The 19,083-nt window shown below is 47.6% G+C and carries 17 protein-coding genes; 13 read left to right on the top strand and 4 right to left on the bottom strand.

Annotated features, from left to right (window positions below):
• Window position 1: 1 nt before the first annotated feature.
• Together RXX31_RS20850 and RXX31_RS20845 are read left to right on the top strand one after the other, a co-directional pair.
• On the top strand, window positions 2-1,447 hold the full coding sequence (locus tag RXX31_RS20850; RefSeq protein WP_317591617.1) for a TrkH family potassium uptake protein: 1,446 nt from the start codon (window positions 2-4) through the stop codon (window positions 1,445-1,447).
• Window positions 1,448-1,471: 24 nt separating this feature from the next.
• Complete coding sequence (locus tag RXX31_RS20845) at window positions 1,472-2,065, top strand: DUF3157 family protein (protein ID WP_317591616.1); 594 nt, start codon at window positions 1,472-1,474, stop codon at window positions 2,063-2,065.
• Between the two features lie 28 nt (window positions 2,066-2,093).
• Here the strand turns inward: RXX31_RS20845 and trhA are convergent, their stop codons facing one another.
• Complete coding sequence (gene trhA / locus RXX31_RS20840) at window positions 2,094-2,747, bottom strand: PAQR family membrane homeostasis protein TrhA (RefSeq protein ID WP_317591615.1); 654 nt, start codon at window positions 2,745-2,747, stop codon at window positions 2,094-2,096.
• A 65-nt stretch (window positions 2,748-2,812) separates the two neighbouring features.
• Entirely contained in the window at window positions 2,813-3,625 is an 813-nt protein-coding gene (locus tag RXX31_RS20835; RefSeq protein WP_317591614.1) for a sporulation protein, read from the bottom strand.
• Between the two features lie 297 nt (window positions 3,626-3,922).
• On the opposite strand from RXX31_RS20835, the gene RXX31_RS20830 reads away from it, so the two are divergent.
• The 6 genes from RXX31_RS20830 to RXX31_RS20805 all read left to right on the top strand — a co-directional run bounded on the left by RXX31_RS20830 (window position 3,923) and on the right by RXX31_RS20805 (window position 9,169).
• Window positions 3,923-4,090 carry a hypothetical protein gene (locus RXX31_RS20830; protein WP_317591613.1) on the top strand — a complete coding sequence of 56 codons (168 nt, stop codon included), beginning with the start codon at window positions 3,923-3,925 and terminating at the stop codon, window positions 4,088-4,090.
• A 153-nt stretch (window positions 4,091-4,243) separates the two neighbouring features.
• On the top strand, window positions 4,244-4,510 hold the full coding sequence (locus RXX31_RS20825) for a YihD family protein (RefSeq protein ID WP_317591612.1): 267 nt from the start codon (window positions 4,244-4,246) through the stop codon (window positions 4,508-4,510).
• A 280-nt stretch (window positions 4,511-4,790) separates the two neighbouring features.
• Complete coding sequence (ccoG, locus tag RXX31_RS20820; protein ID WP_317591611.1) at window positions 4,791-6,212, top strand: cytochrome c oxidase accessory protein CcoG; 1,422 nt, start codon at window positions 4,791-4,793, stop codon at window positions 6,210-6,212.
• Window positions 6,213-6,267: 55 nt separating this feature from the next.
• The gene (locus RXX31_RS20815; RefSeq protein WP_317591610.1) at window positions 6,268-7,254 is read left to right on the top strand and encodes a serine/threonine protein kinase; all 987 of its coding nucleotides are present in this window, start codon (window positions 6,268-6,270) and stop codon (window positions 7,252-7,254) included.
• Window positions 7,255-7,287: 33 nt separating this feature from the next.
• A complete protein-coding gene (locus RXX31_RS20810; protein ID WP_317591609.1) occupies window positions 7,288-7,890 on the top strand; it encodes a thiol:disulfide interchange protein DsbA/DsbL in 603 nt (200 codons plus the stop codon).
• A 322-nt stretch (window positions 7,891-8,212) separates the two neighbouring features.
• Window positions 8,213-9,169, top strand: coding sequence for a DUF2860 domain-containing protein (locus tag RXX31_RS20805; RefSeq protein ID WP_317591608.1), 957 nt, complete (start codon window positions 8,213-8,215; stop codon window positions 9,167-9,169).
• Between the two features lie 31 nt (window positions 9,170-9,200).
• On the opposite strand, the gene RXX31_RS20800 is transcribed toward RXX31_RS20805, so the two are convergent.
• Complete coding sequence (locus tag RXX31_RS20800; protein ID WP_317591607.1) at window positions 9,201-10,724, bottom strand: YifB family Mg chelatase-like AAA ATPase; 1,524 nt, start codon at window positions 10,722-10,724, stop codon at window positions 9,201-9,203.
• Between the two features lie 466 nt (window positions 10,725-11,190).
• On the opposite strand from RXX31_RS20800, the gene ilvG reads away from it, so the two are divergent.
• The 4 genes from ilvG (at window position 11,191) to ilvA (ending at window position 16,732) form a co-directional block, all read left to right on the top strand.
• Window positions 11,191-12,837, top strand: coding sequence for an acetolactate synthase 2 catalytic subunit (ilvG, locus tag RXX31_RS20795; RefSeq protein ID WP_317591606.1), 1,647 nt, complete (start codon window positions 11,191-11,193; stop codon window positions 12,835-12,837).
• Between the two features lie 11 nt (window positions 12,838-12,848).
• Window positions 12,849-13,133: an acetolactate synthase 2 small subunit gene (ilvM, locus tag RXX31_RS20790; RefSeq protein WP_317591605.1), complete on the top strand. Its 285-nt coding sequence runs from the start codon at window positions 12,849-12,851 to the stop codon at window positions 13,131-13,133.
• Window positions 13,134-13,340: 207 nt separating this feature from the next.
• A complete protein-coding gene (ilvD, locus tag RXX31_RS20785) occupies window positions 13,341-15,182 on the top strand; it encodes a dihydroxy-acid dehydratase (RefSeq protein WP_317591604.1) in 1,842 nt (613 codons plus the stop codon).
• Between the two features lie 5 nt (window positions 15,183-15,187).
• Window positions 15,188-16,732, top strand: a complete 1,545-nt coding sequence (gene ilvA, locus RXX31_RS20780) for a threonine ammonia-lyase, biosynthetic (protein WP_317591603.1) — start codon at window positions 15,188-15,190, stop codon at window positions 16,730-16,732.
• 55 nt (window positions 16,733-16,787) lie between these two features.
• On the opposite strand, the gene punR is transcribed toward ilvA, so the two are convergent.
• Window positions 16,788-17,690, bottom strand: a complete 903-nt coding sequence (gene punR / locus RXX31_RS20775) for a DNA-binding transcriptional activator PunR (protein ID WP_317591602.1) — start codon at window positions 17,688-17,690, stop codon at window positions 16,788-16,790.
• Window positions 17,691-17,843: 153 nt separating this feature from the next.
• Between punR and punC the strand changes: the two genes are divergently transcribed.
• A complete protein-coding gene (punC, locus tag RXX31_RS20770; protein ID WP_317591601.1) occupies window positions 17,844-19,049 on the top strand; it encodes a purine nucleoside transporter PunC in 1,206 nt (401 codons plus the stop codon).
• Window positions 19,050-19,083: the final 34 nt, after the last annotated feature.

Below are 19,083 nucleotides of genomic sequence, written 5' to 3'. Positions count from 1 at the left end.
TATGGTCAACTTACGTCCCGTACTGTTTGTTATCGGGCTGGTTTTATCCAAACTGGCCCTTTTCATGTACGTGCCGACTTTGGTCGCTTTCTTCACTGGCACGGGCGGGTTTCTCGATTTTGCCCAAGCGGTGGTGATTACTCATTTGGCTGCGTTTATCTGCCTGAGTATCGGCCGAACGGCTAAATTCAAACTCAGTGTGCGCGACATGTTCCTCATTACCAGCTTAGTCTGGACCATCGCCAGTGCTTTCGCGGCGTTGCCGTTTGTTTTCATTAACCACATCAGTTTTACCGATGCCTATTTCGAAACCATGTCGGGTATCACTACCACAGGTTCAACAGTGCTAAGCGGCTTGGATGATATGGCACCAAGCATCTTATTGTGGCGTTCCATTCTGCAGTGGCTTGGTGGTGTGGGCTTTATCGTGATGGCGGTAGCCGTTTTGCCTATGCTTAACGTCGGTGGTATGAAGCTGTTCCAAACGGAATCTTCCGACTGGTCGGATAAGAGTAGCCCAAGAGCCAAGACTGTCGCGAAAAATATCGTCCTGGTTTATCTGATTTTAACCGGGCTGTGTATCGGCGGTTATATACTGACAGGCATGAGTGTCTTTGAGGCAATCAACCACGCGTTCACTACCCTTTCTACTGGTGGTTACTCAACCTCAGATGGCTCCATGAATAACTTTTCTAACGGAGCCCACTGGGTAGCGACGACCTTTATGTTCCTGGGTGGATTGCCGTTCTTACTGTTCGTGGCGGCATTGAGAAAACGTCGAATTGAAATCCTCCTCAAAGACGCACAGGTTCGTGGCTTCACTTACCTGTTCCTCTTCTCAAGTCTGGTCATTGCATGCTGGCTGGTTGTTCGCGATGGCTACACCATACTCGATGCTATACGTGTGTCGATGTTCAATATCGTGTCAGTCGTGACGACGACCGGATTTGGCCTGGAAGACTTTACGGCGTGGGGAGCACTGCCAACCACACTGTTCGCTTTCTTGATGATTGCAGGTGCCTGCTCGGGCTCAACATCCGGCGGGATAAAAATATTTCGCTTTCAGGTAGCCATGACCCTGCTGAACAAGCAGATGCTAAAACTGGTTCACCCTTCCGGTGTTTTTGTCCAGCGCTATAACCAACGCCCCGTAAACGATGATATTGTGCGATCCGTGGTCGCTTTTGTGTTGATGTTCTTTATCACCATTATATTTATTGCTGGCTGCTTGAGTGCGCTCGGCTTAGACCCAATTACCAGCATCTCCGGCTCTATTACCGCTGTTGCGAACGTTGGCCCAGGTATGGGCTCTGTGATTGGCCCAACGGGTAACTTTGCTCCACTACCCGATTCTGCAAAATGGCTACTAAGCTTTGGTATGTTAATGGGCCGTCTGGAAATTCTGACCATTTTGGTCCTATTCTTTCCAGCATTCTGGCGTCGTTAATCCTAATAAAATAAAGGTACAACAATGAAAACTTGGATGACTTTGGCTGCCCTGATGGCCACTTCATCGGTCTATGCTGCCGAGATAGTCACGCTAGCCGACGGAAGAAACGTAAAGTTAAATGATGACTTTACTTGGGAGTATGTGGTTGAGAATACAGCGTCAAAAGCGACGACCGCCTCAGCAAGCAAAACGGCAATAACAACAACTGAAGCGGTTTCTGCGCCAGTAATTGCGACCATCCCTGTCGTGACCAAAACCGTAGGTACAACCGTTACCGTCAATACAAAAAAACCAACCATGCAGCTCTCTGATTCTGGTGTGGATATATTGATTGGTTCTGCAAGCTACGAAAGTGGCGAACTGATCTTCCCGACCTCGATCACCAACCAAAGCTCGCAGTCAGTGATTCAGGTTGAAGTCGAAGTTCAGGTGTTCAATATGTCTGGAGAAGCATTGGCGAAAGAAAAGGTCACTGTTTGGCAGTCAATCAAGCGTATGGCAGATACCTATCTTCGCCCACAACAAGCTGAGCAAGGTAAAACTATCAAACTAGCACTACCACAATCTCAGCAATACCAGTTCTCGGCAAAAGTTGTCGAAGTACAAACTCGCTAATACGACCGTCGAGCCGGCTAAGGCAGACTTAGATCGGCTCGACAAAGTAATAGATGGCGAAAAAGTGGCACACGCAACCCGCCAACACAAAGCCATGCCAAATCGCATGATTAAAGGGAATGCGTTTCGCTACGAAAAAAATAACCCCAAGCGTGTAGATCAAGCCACCTGCCGCTAGCAGAGTCAGCCCGCCGATGTCCAGAGTGATAGCCAGTTCATAAATCACAATAAGTGACAGCCATCCCATCACCAGATAGCTCGTCAGAGACAGATGCTTAAAACGGTGAATAAACCCGACTTTCATGATGATGCCAATTAAGGCGATACTCCAAATCACGATCATTAAACCAATCGCTAGCGGCGTACGTAAACTCACCAGTAGAAATGGTGTGTAACTACCGGCTATCAATAAATAGATGGCACAATGGTCAAACGTTTTCAGCCAGCGTTTGGCTTTCGGGTGTGGGATTGAATGGTACAGCGTAGATGCAAGAAACAGTACAATGATACTCGCACCATAGATCGCCATACTGGTGATGGTCAGAGTATCCGCTTGTTGATCGCTTGTTCTGATCAATAGCAGAATCAAACCTACGATACCCAGAATCATCCCAATACCATGGGTGAGCGAGTTAGCAAATTCTTCACTCTGGCTATATTGAGGTTTCTTTAGTGATGACATCGGAACACCTATACTAGAGCGTGCACATTCACTCTAGTATGGCACATTAGGCGTACACGTGTAAGCTAAACTTCAGGGTCGTGCATGGCGGTGGTTTGGTCGAGGTAATTAAGCACAATCTCTCCCACGTCTTCTGGGTCGGTTGTCACAGGAATCGTCAGTTCTCGATTAAGCTTACCACTGCCAAGCAGGCTCGCCAGCATCCCCCCAGCACCACTTCGAGTCCGGTCTATTTCGAACCATAATTTCAGCTCTTCTTTACTGCGATGCGCTACAAATTCTAACTCACGCCAAACACCATGATATGGCCCATCGGTGGGTACCATTTCAAATTCCTGAACAAATGGCAGGTCAAAGCCTTTAACCTCTTCACACTCCACCTGGCGAATACGCAACCCTTGCGCTTCAAATGCGGATAAAATGGCGTCCATCAGTGGATCAGGTCGAATAGTAAGCGTGTCTTTATCTGTTGGATCGAGCGCAGCAGCAACGTCCAAGCCCGTTTCCAGCCAGACTTTCGCATCGCCAATCGTGACGGGGGTATTCCAGGGAACATCGAGCTTCACATCAAAGGTGCGCTCTTCTGCGGAATGAATGGTAAACGAGTAAGGGAGGCTCCACTCCGCCAGGACATGAGTCTGCGGCACACGACGCATGTTATGCCCTTCTCGAGAACCTCGGTCATCTGGTCCCTCAGCAATGTAGCGACAGCAAAGCTTCATATCGATATTATCGATCTTTTGTTCTGTCGCCCCACCATATACATGGATAGACACATCCACGCTCTGACCGGGGTATATCACATCCTGATTCAGGATCGAATCGACCTTAGCACTGCCGATACCAAAACTCGCAAGTGTCTTCTTTAAAAATGACATATGCACCTCCTTTGTCGAGATCTCATACTACTACTGCTGATCTGGGGATCAAAACAAAATTTTGCACTCATTTGTCATTTAAAATGACAAAATCGAAAGAATTCAACTGCTCAAGTATCGACCAATTATCACAAGAGTGCTAACCTGTTAAATGATATGCATGCATATCGTTATTCCTGACTCACTAACTGGATTGGCGCGAGCCAAAAGAGCGAATCTTTACTTAGTTCAAGGTTAGCTCATAGTGATTCAGGTCATTAGAACGGCAATGGATATGCCTGACAGTTAGGTAACTGAATGCGCCCAACAACAGTCAGGTTCGCACACACTAATAGCAGTGCAATGCGCCGCCGCAGTGGCTTTGCTGCTGCACCTCAGGCACACCAAGTTGCGCCTGGTAAAACATTGGTTGAGAAAAAAGCGGTAACGTCGAAAACTCCGTCCAAAGTTAACAAAGCAGCTTAATATAAAGCGCGGCATCAGCTGCGCTTTTTCTTTTCCCCTCTGTAATCACTTCGAAATACCTCCAACGCTCAGTTTGTTTACGAACATCTATTTGTCTTCTCAATGCAATTTGATACCTTAAACAAAATACCTATAAAATTTGTGGAGAAAGAAATGAAGTGTCATCGTATCGAAGAGCTGCTTGAGCTATTGGAACCTGAGTGGCAAAAAGACCAAGACATGAACCTGCTGCAGTTCATCATCAAACTGTCTAAAGAAGCGGGTTATGAGGGCAGACTAGAAGACCTCACTGATGACGTTCTGATCTACCATTTAAAAATGCGTAACAGCAGTAAAGATGAAATGATTCCGGGTTTGAAAAAAGACCAGGAAGACGATTTTAAAACCGCACTTTTACGCGCTCGCGGCGTCATCAAATAACATCAATAACAGCCATACATTTTCCTAAGCGACTCATCTGAGTCGCTTTTTTATAGCGAAATGATAGTCACCGAAGTGAGGGATAACTGTTCAGCCATTTATTAGGTTAACTGTACTGACTTTTGTTGTTAAACATTGACTACGTTAAAGAAAAGGAATTGTTATTGGTTGTATAATCGCCGTTTATCAGTATTAACTAAAATAGATATAGCAATGTCATCGAGCGACATCACCAGAAATGACGCCGTACATTATAAGAAAGCCTAAGAAGGATAAGAGCATGAGTCAGGATAAGATCGATATCAAAGATGTGACTCCCAAAACTTTTAACCCAAAGACCCATAAGGGTAACGGGGATCGTTTTAACCCAAGTAATCGCATCTATGTACGTGAAAGTAAAGGAACCTACCAAAAACTAAGACGCTATGGCGGTTGGTTTTTGCTGTTGCTATTTGCTTTGACCCCTTGGATTCCATACGGTGAGCGCCAAGCCATTTTGCTGGATATCGGTAATCAGCAGTTCAACTTTTTTGGCACCACCCTTTATCCGCAAGATCTCACTCTACTTGCACTGCTGTTTGTTATCGGGGCGTTTGGCCTGTTTTTTATTACCACCTTTTTAGGTCGGGTCTGGTGTGGTTATCTATGCCCACAAACCGTCTGGACATTTATGTACATTTGGTTTGAAGAAAAACTGGAAGGCAGTGCCAACAAACGCCGTAAACAAGACGCTAACAAGCTGACCGCTCACTTAGCGTTACGTAAAGCCCTCAAGCATATTGCCTGGTTTTCCATCGCGCTGATAACTGGATTCACCTTTGTCGGTTACTTTGTTCCTATGAAACAACTGGTGATCGACTTCTTCACGTTTAACTCCAGTTTCTGGCCGGTTTTCTGGGTGATGTTTTTTGCTATCTGTACTTACGGTAACGCCGGCTGGATGCGATCTATCATGTGTATTCACATGTGTCCTTACGCGCGGTTCCAGTCAGCCATGTTTGATAAAGACACCTTCATTGTCGGCTACGATACCAAACGTGGTGAAAAGCGAGGTCCGCGCTCACGTAAGGCAGATCCAAAACAGCTAGGCTTAGGCGACTGTATTGACTGTGACTTGTGTGTACAGGTGTGTCCGACGGGCATCGATATTCGAGACGGTTTACAATACGAGTGCATCAACTGCGGTGCCTGTATTGATGCGTGTGACCAAACCATGGAGCGCATGGGTTATGAGAAAGGGTTGATCAGCTACACCACGGAACACCGTTTATCCGGTAAACATACTAAGGTTATGCGCCCTAAACTGCTTGGCTATGGCGCCGTGTTCCTCATCATGATTGGCCTATTCTTCGCTCAGATTGCGTCCGTAGACCCTGCTGGCATGAGCGTGCTTCGGGACCGCAACCAACTGTTCCGCGTAAATAGTTCAGGTGAAGTCGAGAACACCTACACACTTAAAGTGATCAACAAGACCCAGCAAGTGCAGGAATATCAGTTGGATGTTGAAGGCTTGAGCGATGTAAGCTGGTATGGCAAACAGACCATTCAGGTACAGCCAGGTGAAGTACTGAACTTACCAATGAGTCTTGGCGCAGATCCTGACAAGCTAAACTCTGCGATAACCACAATTCAGTTTATACTCACCGATAAGAGCAACGAATTCACCATCGAAGTGGAAAGTCGGTTTATCAAAAAACTCTGATTTCAAATTCGATGACTAATGGAAAAAGGCTCAGCAATGAGCCTTTTTATTTTATATGTCCCAAGGTACGTTTAACTTTGACGCCCTCACACCCGATTTTATGTGGTATGCGTTAGAAAGCATCGGTATTCGCGCGGAATCCGGCTTTCTCCCTCTCAATAGTTATGAAAACCGCGTTTATCAGTTTACCGATGAAGAGCGACGCCGCTATGTGGTCAAGTTCTACCGCCCAGAGCGTTGGAGCAACGAGCAAATTCAGGAAGAACACGATTTCACTCTTGAGCTGATCGAAAACGAAATCCCTGTCGCGCCGCCAGTCATTCTTAACGGCCAAACGTTACATCACTACCAAGGCTACAGCTTCGCACTATTTGCAAGTGTCGGCGGACGTCAGTTTGAAGTAGATAACCTGGAGCAGCTGGAAGGCGTTGGCCGGTTTTTAGGTCGTATCCATAAGGTTGGCAGTAAAAAGACCTTTCAACACCGACCAAGTATCGGCTTGCAAGAATACCTCTACCAGCCACGGGATATACTGCACAACTCAAACATGATCCCTATGCATCTGGAGAACAGCTTCTTTAACGATCTGGATATCTTGATAAAAGCCATAGAAAACCACTGGCAGGACAACTTTAGCACTATTCGTCTGCATGGCGACTGCCACCCGGGTAACATTCTTTGGCGCGATGGGCCGATGTTTGTCGACTTAGATGATTCCCGTAATGGTCCAGCCGTACAAGATTTGTGGATGCTTTTAAATGGTGATCGTCAGGACAAACTGATGCAACTGGATATCGTTTTAGAAGCTTATCAGGAGTTTTGCGATTTTAACTCAGCAGAATTGAAACTAATTGAGCCACTTCGCGGTCTACGAATGGTGCATTACATGGCATGGTTAGCAAAACGTTGGCATGACCCTGCATTTCCGTTGGCTTTTCCATGGTTTAATGAGCCAAAATACTGGGAAGGTCAGGTTCTTGGTTTTAAAGAGCAGATTGCCAACTTAGAAGAAGCGCCCCTCTCTTTAATGCCTCAATGGTAAGTCAGCCAACTAATTCAAAATGGAGATATTTAAATGAAAAAGCTGTTCGCACTGTTTTCTGTACTGATGCTGAGCCTCTCAGCACAGGCGGCGCAATTCAATGAAGGTGAACATTACAAGGTACTAGATCTAGAGGCATCCCAAAAGCCTGTAGTGACTGAGTTTTTCTCATTCTACTGCCCGCACTGTAATTCATTTGAGCCGGTCATTCAGCAACTTAAAAAGCAGTTGCCAGAAGGCGTGAAGCTACAAAAGAACCACGTATCCTTTATGGGTGGCAACATGGGTCCGTCAATGAGCAAAGCATTCGCAACCATGGTGGCACTTAAGATTGAAGACAAAATGGTCCCTGTGATGTTTAACCGCATCCACAATTTGCGTAAAGCGCCACGTGACGATGCAGAACTGCGTCAAATTTTCTTAGATGAAGGGGTGGACGAGAAGAAGTTTGACTCAGCATTCAAAGGGTTTGCCGTCGACTCTATGGTTCGTCGTATGGATAAGCAGTTTGAAGACAGTGGCCTGACTGGTGTTCCTGCAGTGATTGTCAACAACAAGTACCTGGTACAAGCACAAAGCATCAAAACCATGGATGAATATTTTGCTCTGGTGAATTACTTGCTCGATCTAAAATAATCCAATTTAAATAATTCAAAAGGGGGAGCATAAGTTTATGCTCCCCCTTTTCTTTTATCTATCAACCATCCTTTAACAGTCTGCACTTATCTGTGAATCTCCTCAAGTAACCGTTCTTTCTCTTGCCCGACACCACCTAACCACTGCTGAAACTGCGCTCGTAGAGTTTATCGTTGACGTAGTCATCCTGAATGCTCTTGCACTTTATGCAACAAAAATAGTATGTTGCCAATTAGATTAGGGAAAAATTAGCGAACCATAGGCTGTAAGTAAGCGCTCGACCATGGTTCCAACCATTCATTCACAAATAGGGAGATCATGAATGAAACCAAGACTAACGGTCTTGACCTTGGCCTTTATCGTCAGCTCTGCTCAGGCACAGCTTGCCGAAACCTCTGGATTCAGTGGCGAGATTTCACTGAACGCTGCCTTTGTGACCTCAGAATCTAACTTTAATACCGATAACGACAGAACCATCGATTCACTGAATCACAGTGCTGACAGCGACAGCTCGGTGGTCGCAGCACCTCTTGGCAACATCGCGTATACCTTCGGAACCCAGCTCAACCAGCAAGTCTACGCAGGTACCACTCGTTCAGACGTAGCCATTGGTACACTTGCGTTCCAGTTAGGCTATCAATACCAATTGCCGTCAGGCACGATACTCGATGTATCGTACCTGCCAACCATGTTAGAAGGGGAAACCTGGCGCAATCCATATCAGGTCGGTGTCGCTCGCCGCACAACCGATGAGGGCGGTAACGCTTATCGCTTTCAGGTCAAAGGGTTGATTGATAAAAACTTCAATCTGGATCTGGCCTATGCGGACAAAGAAATTGATGATGAAGAAGTGACGGATCGCTCCCTGGTTCGCGACGCTGATATTTACTACATCAAAGGTGACTACCGAATTTCACTGGATCGCACATCAATACTGCAACCCGCGTTTACCTACATTAACCAAGATGCGGATGGTAAAGCAGAATCCTTTGACTCATATGGGTTTGAGCTTAGCTGGTTTAAATTCATCAATCGTCATCGCTTAGCGCTCACCGGTGGCTATACGCTTCAGGACTACCAATCTAAAAGCGCAACCTTTACCAAGAAGCGCAGTGACGACACGCTGAGCCTGTTTGCCGCTTACGAATATCAAAATGTGTTTGATTGGCAAGACTGGTCTTTCATTTCATTCGCAGGCTATAGTCAAACCGACTCAAACATTACCTTCTATGACGAGAAGGAATACCTATTCTCGTTAGGCTTCAGCTATCGTTTTTAATTGTCTGACCGCTAGTTGGGGTAAGGACTGATTAGACAGACTGGGCAGTAAGCTGTTTCAGTAACCGGTCCATCGCACGATAACCAAGCGCTTCCGCCAGATGGGAGCGCTCAATCTGCTCTTCCCCATCCAGATCGGCAATAGTACGGGCAACTTTAATGATTCGATGATACGCACGAATAGACAGCCCCAATCGATGCAAAGCGGTCTCCAGAAACTCAGCATCACTTTTTTGCAGTGGACAAAACGTTTCTATCTCACGACTTCCCAGCAAAGCATTCACCTTGCCGCTGCGGTTTAACATATTTTGTCGAGCATCATTGACCCGCGCTTTAACGACTGCTGAAGGCTCACCTCGGTCCCCACCCTCCGATAATGTCCCCTTTGGCAACGCAGGAATTTCCAGCGACATATCAAATCGATCCAGCAACGGCCCTGATAAGCGACCTAAATAGCGCAGAATGGCTTGAGGGTTGGTGCGTGCCTGATTGCCTTCGTAGTAACCCGTCGGACTGGGGTTGAGTGCACCCACCAGCTGAAAGCGGGCAGGAAAACGGGTTTTTCCCTGAGCCCGAGAGATGATGATTTCCCCCGATTCCAGCGGCTCTCGCAGCGAGTCCAGAGCTTTGCGATCAAACTCTGGCATTTCATCGAGGAACAATAAGCCATTGTGCGCCAGTGAAATCTCACCCGGCCTCGGCACCGAGCCTCCGCCGACTAATGCCGCCATAGAACTGGAGTGGTGTGGAGAACGAAACGGTCGTCGCTTCCAGTTATATTCATTAATTTCGCTTTGTGTCAGTGACGCGACGGACGCGGTTTCCATCGCTTCCTCATCACTCATTTCAGGTAACAAATCGCATAAGCGCGAGGCTAACATGGTTTTTCCGGTACCGGGTGGTCCTAAAAATAATAAGTTATGGTTACCTGCCGCCGCGATCTCCAAAGCCCGCTTTCCCTGCTGCTGGCCGATAATGTCTTGCAGATCTCGATTATGGTTTTCTGACATGATTCGCTCAGGCGTTTGATGCAAACTAAGCCGATGCTGGCCGCATAACTCAGCACAGACCTCAAGCAATGACTGAGCAGACTTATGCTGCTCTTGAGCCACCAGCGCCGCCTGATCACCGTTTACATGCGGCACCACCAAATGCCGCTGAACCTTGCTCGCAGCGAGCGCAGCAGGCAGTACGCCTTTCACAGGTCTTAAGCCACCAGATAGCGCTAATTCGCCAACAAATTCGTATTTTTTTAGCTTATCTGTCGCGATTTGCTCTGAAGCAGCCAAAATGCCTAACGCGATAGGCAGATCAAAACGTCCGCCCTCTTTGGGTAGGTCCGCTGGCGCTAAGTTGACCGTGATACGCTTTGCAGGAAATTGAAAATTAGAATTGATAATGGCACTGCGTACCCGATCTTTAGACTCTTTTACCGTCGTTTCTGGCAGCCCTACTAAAGTAAAGCCCGGCATACCGTTACTAATATGTACTTCCACACTAACTGACGGTGCCTGTACTCCGACACTTGCCCGACTATGAATGATTGCCAGCCCCATATGCTCCCCAATACGTTATTGATCACTTGATAAACAAGTACTTTTCTATGTGGTTATGTTATATACCGCGTCTTAATTGGGAGTTAATGTGAAAAAAGAATGACTTTTTGCTTGTCATGCAGAGGAATTGTGTGATACCACTAATGACGCAAACAATTTCGTAGAACATTACACAACAAAATTTAACGAAAACAGAACGACAGACAGATGAATCTTTTCGCTTACATTAACTCACTGCTAGCCCTGATTATCGTGGTCATTATTGGAACCGCGCGGGGTGTTGTGGGCGAAAGATAACCACAAATTATAAAAAACCCCCGCACTGAAAGGTCCGGGGGTTTTTTTACAACTACAAGTTGTCATCTGTCTAACCCTTGGACAGTTTAACGGGAAGAATGGGAGTGCACATGAAGTGCAGTACACATGGCGATAGCTACGAGCCACAACGTAGCAAAGGAGGTTTACGATGACCGGTGCACAACTTGTCGTAGCCGCTTTAAGACAGCAAGGCATCCAGACCGTGTTTGGCTACCCCGGTGGAGCCATCATGCCAATCTACGATGCTTTGTATGACGGAGGTGTCGAGCACATCTTATGCCGTCATGAGCAAGGTGCAGCCATGGCCGCTATTGGTATGGCTCGATCCACTCAAGATGTTGCCGTTTGTATGGCAACCTCCGGCCCTGGCGCCACAAACCTAGTGACTGGCCTAGCTGACGCTTTCCTTGATTCCGTCCCACTGGTTGCCATCACAGGTCAGGTTGCCAGTTCTCACATCGGTACCGATGCCTTCCAGGAGATGGATGTGATTGGTATGTCTTTAGCTTGTACCAAGCACAGCTATCTGGTTACTGAAATTGAAGATCTCGCTCCGACGCTAGCCGAAGCGTTTGAAGTAGCGAAAACTGGCCGCCCTGGTCCAGTGATTGTTGATATCGCTAAAGACGTTCAGCTTGCTCAAGCGCCAACAGATTTGCTTACGCCATATGTGGCACCAGCAATCGAAGATGTCCCTGCCGAAGACATAAAGCGCGCACAAGAAGTGTTAGCCGCTTCTACTCGCCCTGTGTTATACGTTGGTGGTGGTGTTCAGCTAGCGAAAGCGACCGATGCGGTACGAGAGTTCTTACGTCTGAATCCAATGCCAGCGGTAAGCACTCTGAAAGGCTTAGGCACCATTGAACGTCATGACCCTCACTACTTGGGTATGCTAGGTATGCATGGCACCAAAGCAGCGAACCTCGTGGTTCAGGAAGCAGACCTACTCATCGTAGTTGGTGCGCGCTTTGACGACCGTGTGACGGGTAAGCTTGATACTTTTGCACCTAATGCGAAAGTGATTCATATCGATATCGATGCAGCAGAAATTCATAAGCTGCGCCACGCAAACGCACCACTGCGTGGAGACATCAAAACCATTCTTCCTCAGCTAGAGCTAACCCAAGACATCACGCCATGGGTTCACCACAGTGAGAGTTTACGCAGCGGCTTCAAATGGCGCTACGACCACCCGGGTGAACTTATCTACGCTCCACTGTTGCTTAAGCAGTTGTCTGACATGATGCCGGACAGCTCTATGGTTTCAACGGACGTAGGCCAGCACCAGATGTGGGCTGCGCAACATATCCAGCCACGTGATCCGCAAAACTTCATCACTTCAGCCGGTTTGGGCACCATGGGCTTTGGTCTGCCAGCGGCAATGGGTGCTGCCGTTGCTCGCCCGGATGATCAGTCTATTCTTATTACTGGTGACGGTTCATTCATGATGAACGTGCAGGAATTAGGTACGCTAAAACGCCGCCAGATTCCGGTGAAGATTGTTCTTCTTAACAACCAACGTCTTGGTATGGTACGCCAGTGGCAATCGCTATTCTTCGATGGTCGACACAGTGAAACTATCCTGGATGACAACCCTGACTTCGTGATGCTGGCAAAAGCATTTGATATTCCGGGTAAAACCATCACCAAGAAAGAAGAAGTGGAACCAGCACTGAAAGAGATGCTGGAAAGCAAAACTTCTTACATGCTTCACGTGTTAATCGACGAAGAAGAAAACGTGTGGCCTTTGGTGCCACCTGGCGCATCAAACAGTGATATGTTGGAAAACACCTAGGAGACGATCACATGGACAGATATTTACTCGACATCAAAGCCGATGATAAACCGGTATTGTTAGAGCGCGTTCTACGTGTGATTCGTCACCGAGGCTTCGTGATCAAACAAGTAGCAGCGACGCAAAACCACGAAAGTAAAGTCGCCAGTGTGGAGATCATCGTCGACAGCGATCGCCCAATCTCATTTTTGATCAATCAAATTGAGAAACTGTGGGATGTTCGCCACGTTGAGGTACTAAAAATCCGCAACGATGAACTGCCAAACCACAACTTACAACAACAGGTAAGTGCATAAGGATAGCTGCGCTGACTACCGATTTAATTCGGTTAATGACGCAAGCCAGTGGTAATACGCGAAACAATGGAAATGGGCAGCGCCAAGCGTTGTCCAATCACAAACTACTGCGAGAGGCCTACGATGGCCTATGTAACAGCACCACGAAAGAAAAGTGGGCTGGTTAGACTGTGTGTAACCAGAGCAGAAGTAAGAAGGAATTAGGAAATGCCAAAATATAGATCAGCAACCACCACACATGGTCGTAACATGGCGGGCGCCCGCGCGCTTTGGCGTGCAACTGGTGTAAAAGATGAAGACTTTGGTAAGCCAATCATCGCTGTGGTGAACTCGTTTACTCAATTTGTACCTGGCCACGTACACCTGAAAGATATGGGTCAGTTGGTTGCCGGTGAAATCGAAAAAGCAGGTGGTATCGCAAAAGAATTCAATACCATTGCTGTCGACGACGGTATCGCAATGGGTCACGGCGGTATGCTTTACTCATTGCCTTCACGTGAATTGATTGCCGACTCTGTAGAGTACATGGTGAATGCACACTGTGCTGATGCAATGGTATGTATCTCTAACTGTGACAAAATCACTCCAGGAATGATGATGGCCGCTATGCGCCTAAACATTCCGGTTATCTTTGTTTCTGGCGGCCCAATGGAAGCAGGTAAAACCAAGCTTTCTGATCAAATTATCAAACTCGATTTGGTTGATGCGATGATTCAGGGTGCCGATCCAACCGTGTCGGATCAACAGAGCGAACAGGTAGAACGCTCAGCTTGTCCAACCTGTGGATCGTGCTCAGGCATGTTTACCGCCAACTCAATGAACTGTCTGACAGAAGCTCTAGGCCTATCTCAACCAGGCAATGGCTCGATGCTGGCAACACACGCCGACCGTGAACAATTGTTTATTAATGCTGGTAAACGTATCGTTGAGCTGACTCGACGTTACTACGAACAAGATGACGAGTCCGCCTTACCACGCAACATTGCTAACCGCGACGCCTTTGAAAACGCAATGGCGCTGGACATCGCAATGGGTGGCTCAAGTAACACCGTTCTACACCTTTTAGCCGCTGCGCAAGAAGGTGAAATAAACTTCGATATGAACGATATCGATGAAATGTCTCGTCGTGTACCACACTTGTGTAAAGTGGCGCCATCGACACAAAAATACCACATGGAAGATGTACACCGTGCGGGTGGCGTAATGGCTATCTTAGGTGAACTCGACCGTGCCGGTTTGCTAAACGGCAGTACGAGTACGGTATTAGGCATGACCATGCAGCAGCAGCTTGCCGAGTACGACATCATGCAAACAGAAAACGAAGAAGTACTTAAGTTCTTCCGAGCAGGCCCTGCAGGTATCCGTACCACCAAAGCATTCTCACAAGACTGCCGCTGGGATCGTCTGGACGATGACCGTGCCGATGGCTGTATCCGTTCAAAAGAGAACGCATTCAGTCAAGAAGGTGGCCTGGCCGTTCTCGCAGGTAACATTGCGGTTGATGGCTGTATCGTTAAAACGGCTGGTGTTGATGAGGAGAACCTTAAGTTCCAGGGTCCTGCGATTGTATTTGAAAGCCAGGATTCAGCAGTTGATGGCATCTTAGGTGGTAAAGTTAAAGCGGGCGAAGTGGTTGTTATTCGTTATGAAGGTCCTAAAGGTGGTCCGGGTATGCAGGAAATGCTCTACCCTACCACTTACCTAAAATCGATGGGATTAGGCAAATCTTGTGCCTTGCTAACGGATGGTCGCTTCTCAGGTGGCACATCGGGTCTGTCAATTGGTCATGCATCCCCAGAAGCTGCCAGTGGCGGTACGATTGGCTTGGTTCAAGATGGCGACATCATCACCATTGATATCCCAAGTCGCTCTATTACGCTTGATGTAGCAGAAGATGAACTGGCAGCACGCCGTGCAAAACAAGACGAACTTGGTTGGAAACCAGCTGATCGTCAACGTGAAGTTTCTTTTGCACTTAAAGCGTACGCCAGCATGGCAACCAGTGCTGACAAAGGTGCAGTACGAGACAAATCTAAGCTAGAGGGCTAGCAGTGATGGAATCTCAACCCGCAAAAAAAGTGAATCAAACTGGCGCAGACTATCTGCGCCAAATCCTGCGCGCGCCGATTTATGAAGTTGCCACGGTGACGCCATTGCAAGACATGCCACGCCTGTCAACCCGCATTGGTAATCACGTGCAAATCAAACGTGAAGATCGCCAGCCAGTACACTCTTTCAAACTGCGTGGCGCTTACAACATGGTAGCCAATCTGACTGAAGAGCAGAAAGCGGCGGGTGTCATTGCAGCATCGGCGGGCAACCATGCTCAGGGGATGGCGCTATCCGGCACTAAGCTGGGTATCAGAACCACCATCGTCATGCCTAAGACCACGCCAGACATCAAGGTTGATGCGGTTCGTAGCTTTGGCGGCAATGTCGTGCTGCATGGCAATAACTTCGATGAAGCCAAAGCCGAAGCAGAGCGTCTGTCAGAAGAATACGGCTACACCTTTGTGCCACCTTTTGATCACCCATTGGTGATTGCTGGTCAAGGCACCATTGGTATGGAAATGCTGCAGCAAAATGGTCACCTCGATTATATCTTTGTTCCGGTCGGTGGCGGCGGTCTGGCGGCTGGTGTCGCAGTACTGGTCAAGCAACTGATGCCAGAAATCAAAGTCATTGCCGTCGAGCCAGAAGACTCTTCATGTCTAAAAGCGGCTTTAGATGCTGGTGAGCCTGTCGTACTCGATCAAGTCAGTATGTTTGCTGACGGTGTGGCAGTGAAGCGCATCGGTGAAGAGACGTTCCGTTTGTGTCAGAAGTACATTGATGGTCATATTGCCGTATCAAGCGATGAAATCTGCGCCGCCGTGAAAGATATCTTTGAAGATACACGAGCGATTGCAGAGCCTTCAGGAGCCCTGGCCCTGGCTGGTTTGAAAAAGTTTGCTGAGCAGAACAAACTCGAAGGAAAAAACCTGGGTACGGTGCTGTCTGGTGCCAACACTAACTTCCATGGGCTGCGTTATGTCTCTGAGCGCTGTGAGCTTGGTGAAAAGCGTGAAGGCTTGCTCGCAGTCACGATCCCAGAACGCCAAGGCGCTTTCTTTGAGTTTTGTAACCTGATTGGTGGCCGAGCAGTGACGGAGTTCAACTACCGTTACAGCGACGATGAACTGGCAAACATCTTTGTTGGTGTGCGTCTTCAGGGAGGCCAGGAAGAGTTGGATCATATTATCCGCGATCTACGCGAAGGCGGTTATCCGGTTGTGGATCTTTCTGACGATGAAATGGCCAAGCTACACATTCGTTATATGATCGGTGGCAAACCTTCGAAAAAGCTCAAGGAACGCCTCTACAGCTTCGAATTTCCGGAGTACCCTGGAGCGTTGCTGAAGTTCTTAAGCACACTGGGTACCCACTGGAATATCAGCCTGTTTAACTACCGCAACCATGGTGCCGATTACGGGCGTGTTCTTTGTGGTTTCGAGCTAGATGAAAGCGATTTGGCCCAGTTTTCTGCCCATTTGCGCGAACTTGGCTATCAGTGTAAAGACGAAACGGATAACCCATCCTACAAGTTCTTCTTATCATGAACCATCTTAAAAACACCTCGTGAAAGCGAGGTGTTTTTATTTACCCCGAGCTAATTTAAGCCTGTAACCAGTCCAGATGTAACTGATTGGATGATCCGAGGTAATCCACCATCCATTGGATCAAGTTATGGTTTTCATCTTTACGCCATACCAAACAACAACGGCTCACCGGTTTGTCGTCTGGCAGAATTTTCTCCACCAGCACGCCATCATTGATCAATGGCATCGCAATATGGCGCGGCATGAACCCGACACCCACCCCATTTTTCAGGCATTCAATCGCAGCATACCAATTCGGCAGCAACAAACGGCGCTGATGTGGATAATGACCTGTATGCCGTTTAGGCAGTACATTCGAAGTATCATCGAGACAGATAGCAGGAAACTGACTGACAAACGCTTCCGTTAACGCTTGCTGACGCACACAGGGGTGTGCCGGTGACATAACAAATGCCCAATCCAGAATTCCCATGTCTCTGACTTCAAAGTCGCCACCAACCGGGATCGCACTTGTCGCTCCAATCACTATGTCAGCTCTTCCCTGCGCAATTGCCTCCCAAGATCCGTTAAACACTTCCATGTTGACCTGTAGCTCAGCAAACTCAAATTCACGATAAAAATCTTCTATCAGTGGTTTAAGCTTTTCCAGTTTTACCACGTTATCCAAAGTTAGCTTGAGTGTTGTCTGCCAGCCATGTGCCGCCCGACGGGTCTGAGCTTTCACCTCTTCCATTTGACGTAACAAAGCACGCGCCTCTGAGATAAACAACTCTCCCGCAGGCGTCAACTCAACCTTTCTTGGCAGACGTCGAAACAGTACAACATCCAAATCCTGCTCTACCTGGCGAACACCATAACTGATTGCCGAAGGCACTTTGTGCAACACCTCAGCGGCCGCGGTAAAGCTACCTAACCGGGCGACGGTATCAAGCATTTCTAATGAGGATTTGGAAAACATCACACAGTACCTTTCAAATTTTTTGATTAATAACCAACAATTTTAGCGTTTTATTTTTAGTAAATCGAAAAATAGAATGAAAGAACAAATAAATCACGGTTGGCGCCAACTGATATTGGTTAAAAAGTAATTAAATAATTTGATTGGTTAATAATGAAAATATCAAAACTACAACTCGTTTATCTGGCAGCACTGTCGATGCTTGGCTTTATTGCCACGGATATGTATCTTCCGGCCTTTAAAGCGATGGAAATCGACTTCGCGACAGGTCCGGAACAAATTGCCCTGTCTCTAACCGTCTTTTTAGGGGGAATGGCATTTGGTCAGCTGATGTGGGGCCTGGCTTCCGATAAGTTTGGCCACCGCAATACACTAGCCGCAGGTTTAGTTGTATTTACTCTCGCGTCATTTGGTCTGGCATTCTGCGATCAGGTATGGCAGCTACTCACGCTACGATTTGTTCAGGCGATCGGTGTCTGTGCACCAGCGGTTATCTGGCAAGCGATGGTCATTAAACGCTACTCAAGCAGCAGCCAGCAGATTTTCGCCACGATTATGCCGTTGGTTGCCTTATCACCAGCGCTGGCGCCTCAATTAGGCGTAGTACTCGCGGACAACTTTGGCTGGCACAGTATTTTTATCGCTTTAACACTGGTCGGTGTATTGCTTGTCGCGGCGACTATGATGCAAAAAGATCAGAAAGCGGAAGTAAAGCAGACCAGTATCTCAGCAGATATTAAAGCCCTACTGGGCTCGAAAACTTACCTTGGTAACGTGATTATGTTTGCCACCGCTTCCGCTGCCTTTTTTGCTTACCTGACAGGTATGCCTGAAATCATGGCGCAATTGGGCTATGAAGCCAAAGACATTGGCCTGAGCTTTATTCCACAAACCATTGCCTTTATGGCTGGTGGCTACTTAGGAAAAGTGGGAGTACGCAAATATGGCGACAAAAATGTTTTACGCCAGCTGATCGGATTATTCAGTATCGCGGCCCTGATGGTATTCGTTGCATCACAATGGACATTAACCTCAATCTGGCCAATTCTGGCGCCTTTCTGTCTGATCGCTGTGGCAAATGGTGCACTATACCCTATCGTAGTAAACCGAGCTCTGGAAAGTGCTAAGCAAAGCCCAGCAACCGCAGCAGGTTTGCAAAACAGCTTACAGATCTGCGCGAGTAGCCTCGCCAGCGCATTTGTTGCTGCGATGGCCAGCCAGGCTCAGTCGGTCACTGGTATCGCCATTGTGATTTGTATGGGCGGTTTGTGGGTCGGCTACATTCTGTCAAATAGAGAACTGATAAAGCACTTCTCAGCACCGGACAACGCTCGCGTAGTCAGCGAAGAAGAAAGTTAAAAGCAACAAAGCCGCTCAATTTGAGCGGCTTTGA

The organism is Vibrio sp. EA2, assembly GCF_033042495.1.
Taxonomy (GTDB): domain Bacteria; phylum Pseudomonadota; class Gammaproteobacteria; order Enterobacterales; family Vibrionaceae; genus Vibrio.
Note: the sequence above shows the minus strand (reverse complement) of the source record. Positions and strands in the feature narration are given on the sequence as shown.

Coding starts and splice junctions, on each gene's coding strand:
- ccoG (WP_317591611.1), top strand. CDS start 4,791: ATGAGTCAGGATAAGATCGATATCAAAGATGTGACTCCCAAAACTTTT.
- trhA (WP_317591615.1), bottom strand. CDS start 2,747: ATGTCATCACTAAAGAAACCTCAATATAGCCAGAGTGAAGAATTTGCT.
- RXX31_RS20830 (WP_317591613.1), top strand. CDS start 3,923: ATGCGCCCAACAACAGTCAGGTTCGCACACACTAATAGCAGTGCAATG.
- RXX31_RS20835 (WP_317591614.1), bottom strand. CDS start 3,625: ATGTCATTTTTAAAGAAGACACTTGCGAGTTTTGGTATCGGCAGTGCT.
- ilvD (WP_317591604.1), top strand. CDS start 13,341: ATGCCAAAATATAGATCAGCAACCACCACACATGGTCGTAACATGGCG.
- ilvG (WP_317591606.1), top strand. CDS start 11,191: ATGACCGGTGCACAACTTGTCGTAGCCGCTTTAAGACAGCAAGGCATC.
- RXX31_RS20810 (WP_317591609.1), top strand. CDS start 7,288: ATGAAAAAGCTGTTCGCACTGTTTTCTGTACTGATGCTGAGCCTCTCA.
- RXX31_RS20805 (WP_317591608.1), top strand. CDS start 8,213: ATGAAACCAAGACTAACGGTCTTGACCTTGGCCTTTATCGTCAGCTCT.
- RXX31_RS20825 (WP_317591612.1), top strand. CDS start 4,244: ATGAAGTGTCATCGTATCGAAGAGCTGCTTGAGCTATTGGAACCTGAG.
- ilvM (WP_317591605.1), top strand. CDS start 12,849: ATGGACAGATATTTACTCGACATCAAAGCCGATGATAAACCGGTATTG.
- punR (WP_317591602.1), bottom strand. CDS start 17,690: ATGTTTTCCAAATCCTCATTAGAAATGCTTGATACCGTCGCCCGGTTA.
- RXX31_RS20850 (WP_317591617.1), top strand. CDS start 2: ATGGTCAACTTACGTCCCGTACTGTTTGTTATCGGGCTGGTTTTATCC.
- RXX31_RS20815 (WP_317591610.1), top strand. CDS start 6,268: ATGTCCCAAGGTACGTTTAACTTTGACGCCCTCACACCCGATTTTATG.
- punC (WP_317591601.1), top strand. CDS start 17,844: ATGAAAATATCAAAACTACAACTCGTTTATCTGGCAGCACTGTCGATG.
- RXX31_RS20845 (WP_317591616.1), top strand. CDS start 1,472: ATGAAAACTTGGATGACTTTGGCTGCCCTGATGGCCACTTCATCGGTC.
- ilvA (WP_317591603.1), top strand. CDS start 15,188: ATGGAATCTCAACCCGCAAAAAAAGTGAATCAAACTGGCGCAGACTAT.
- RXX31_RS20800 (WP_317591607.1), bottom strand. CDS start 10,724: ATGGGGCTGGCAATCATTCATAGTCGGGCAAGTGTCGGAGTACAGGCA.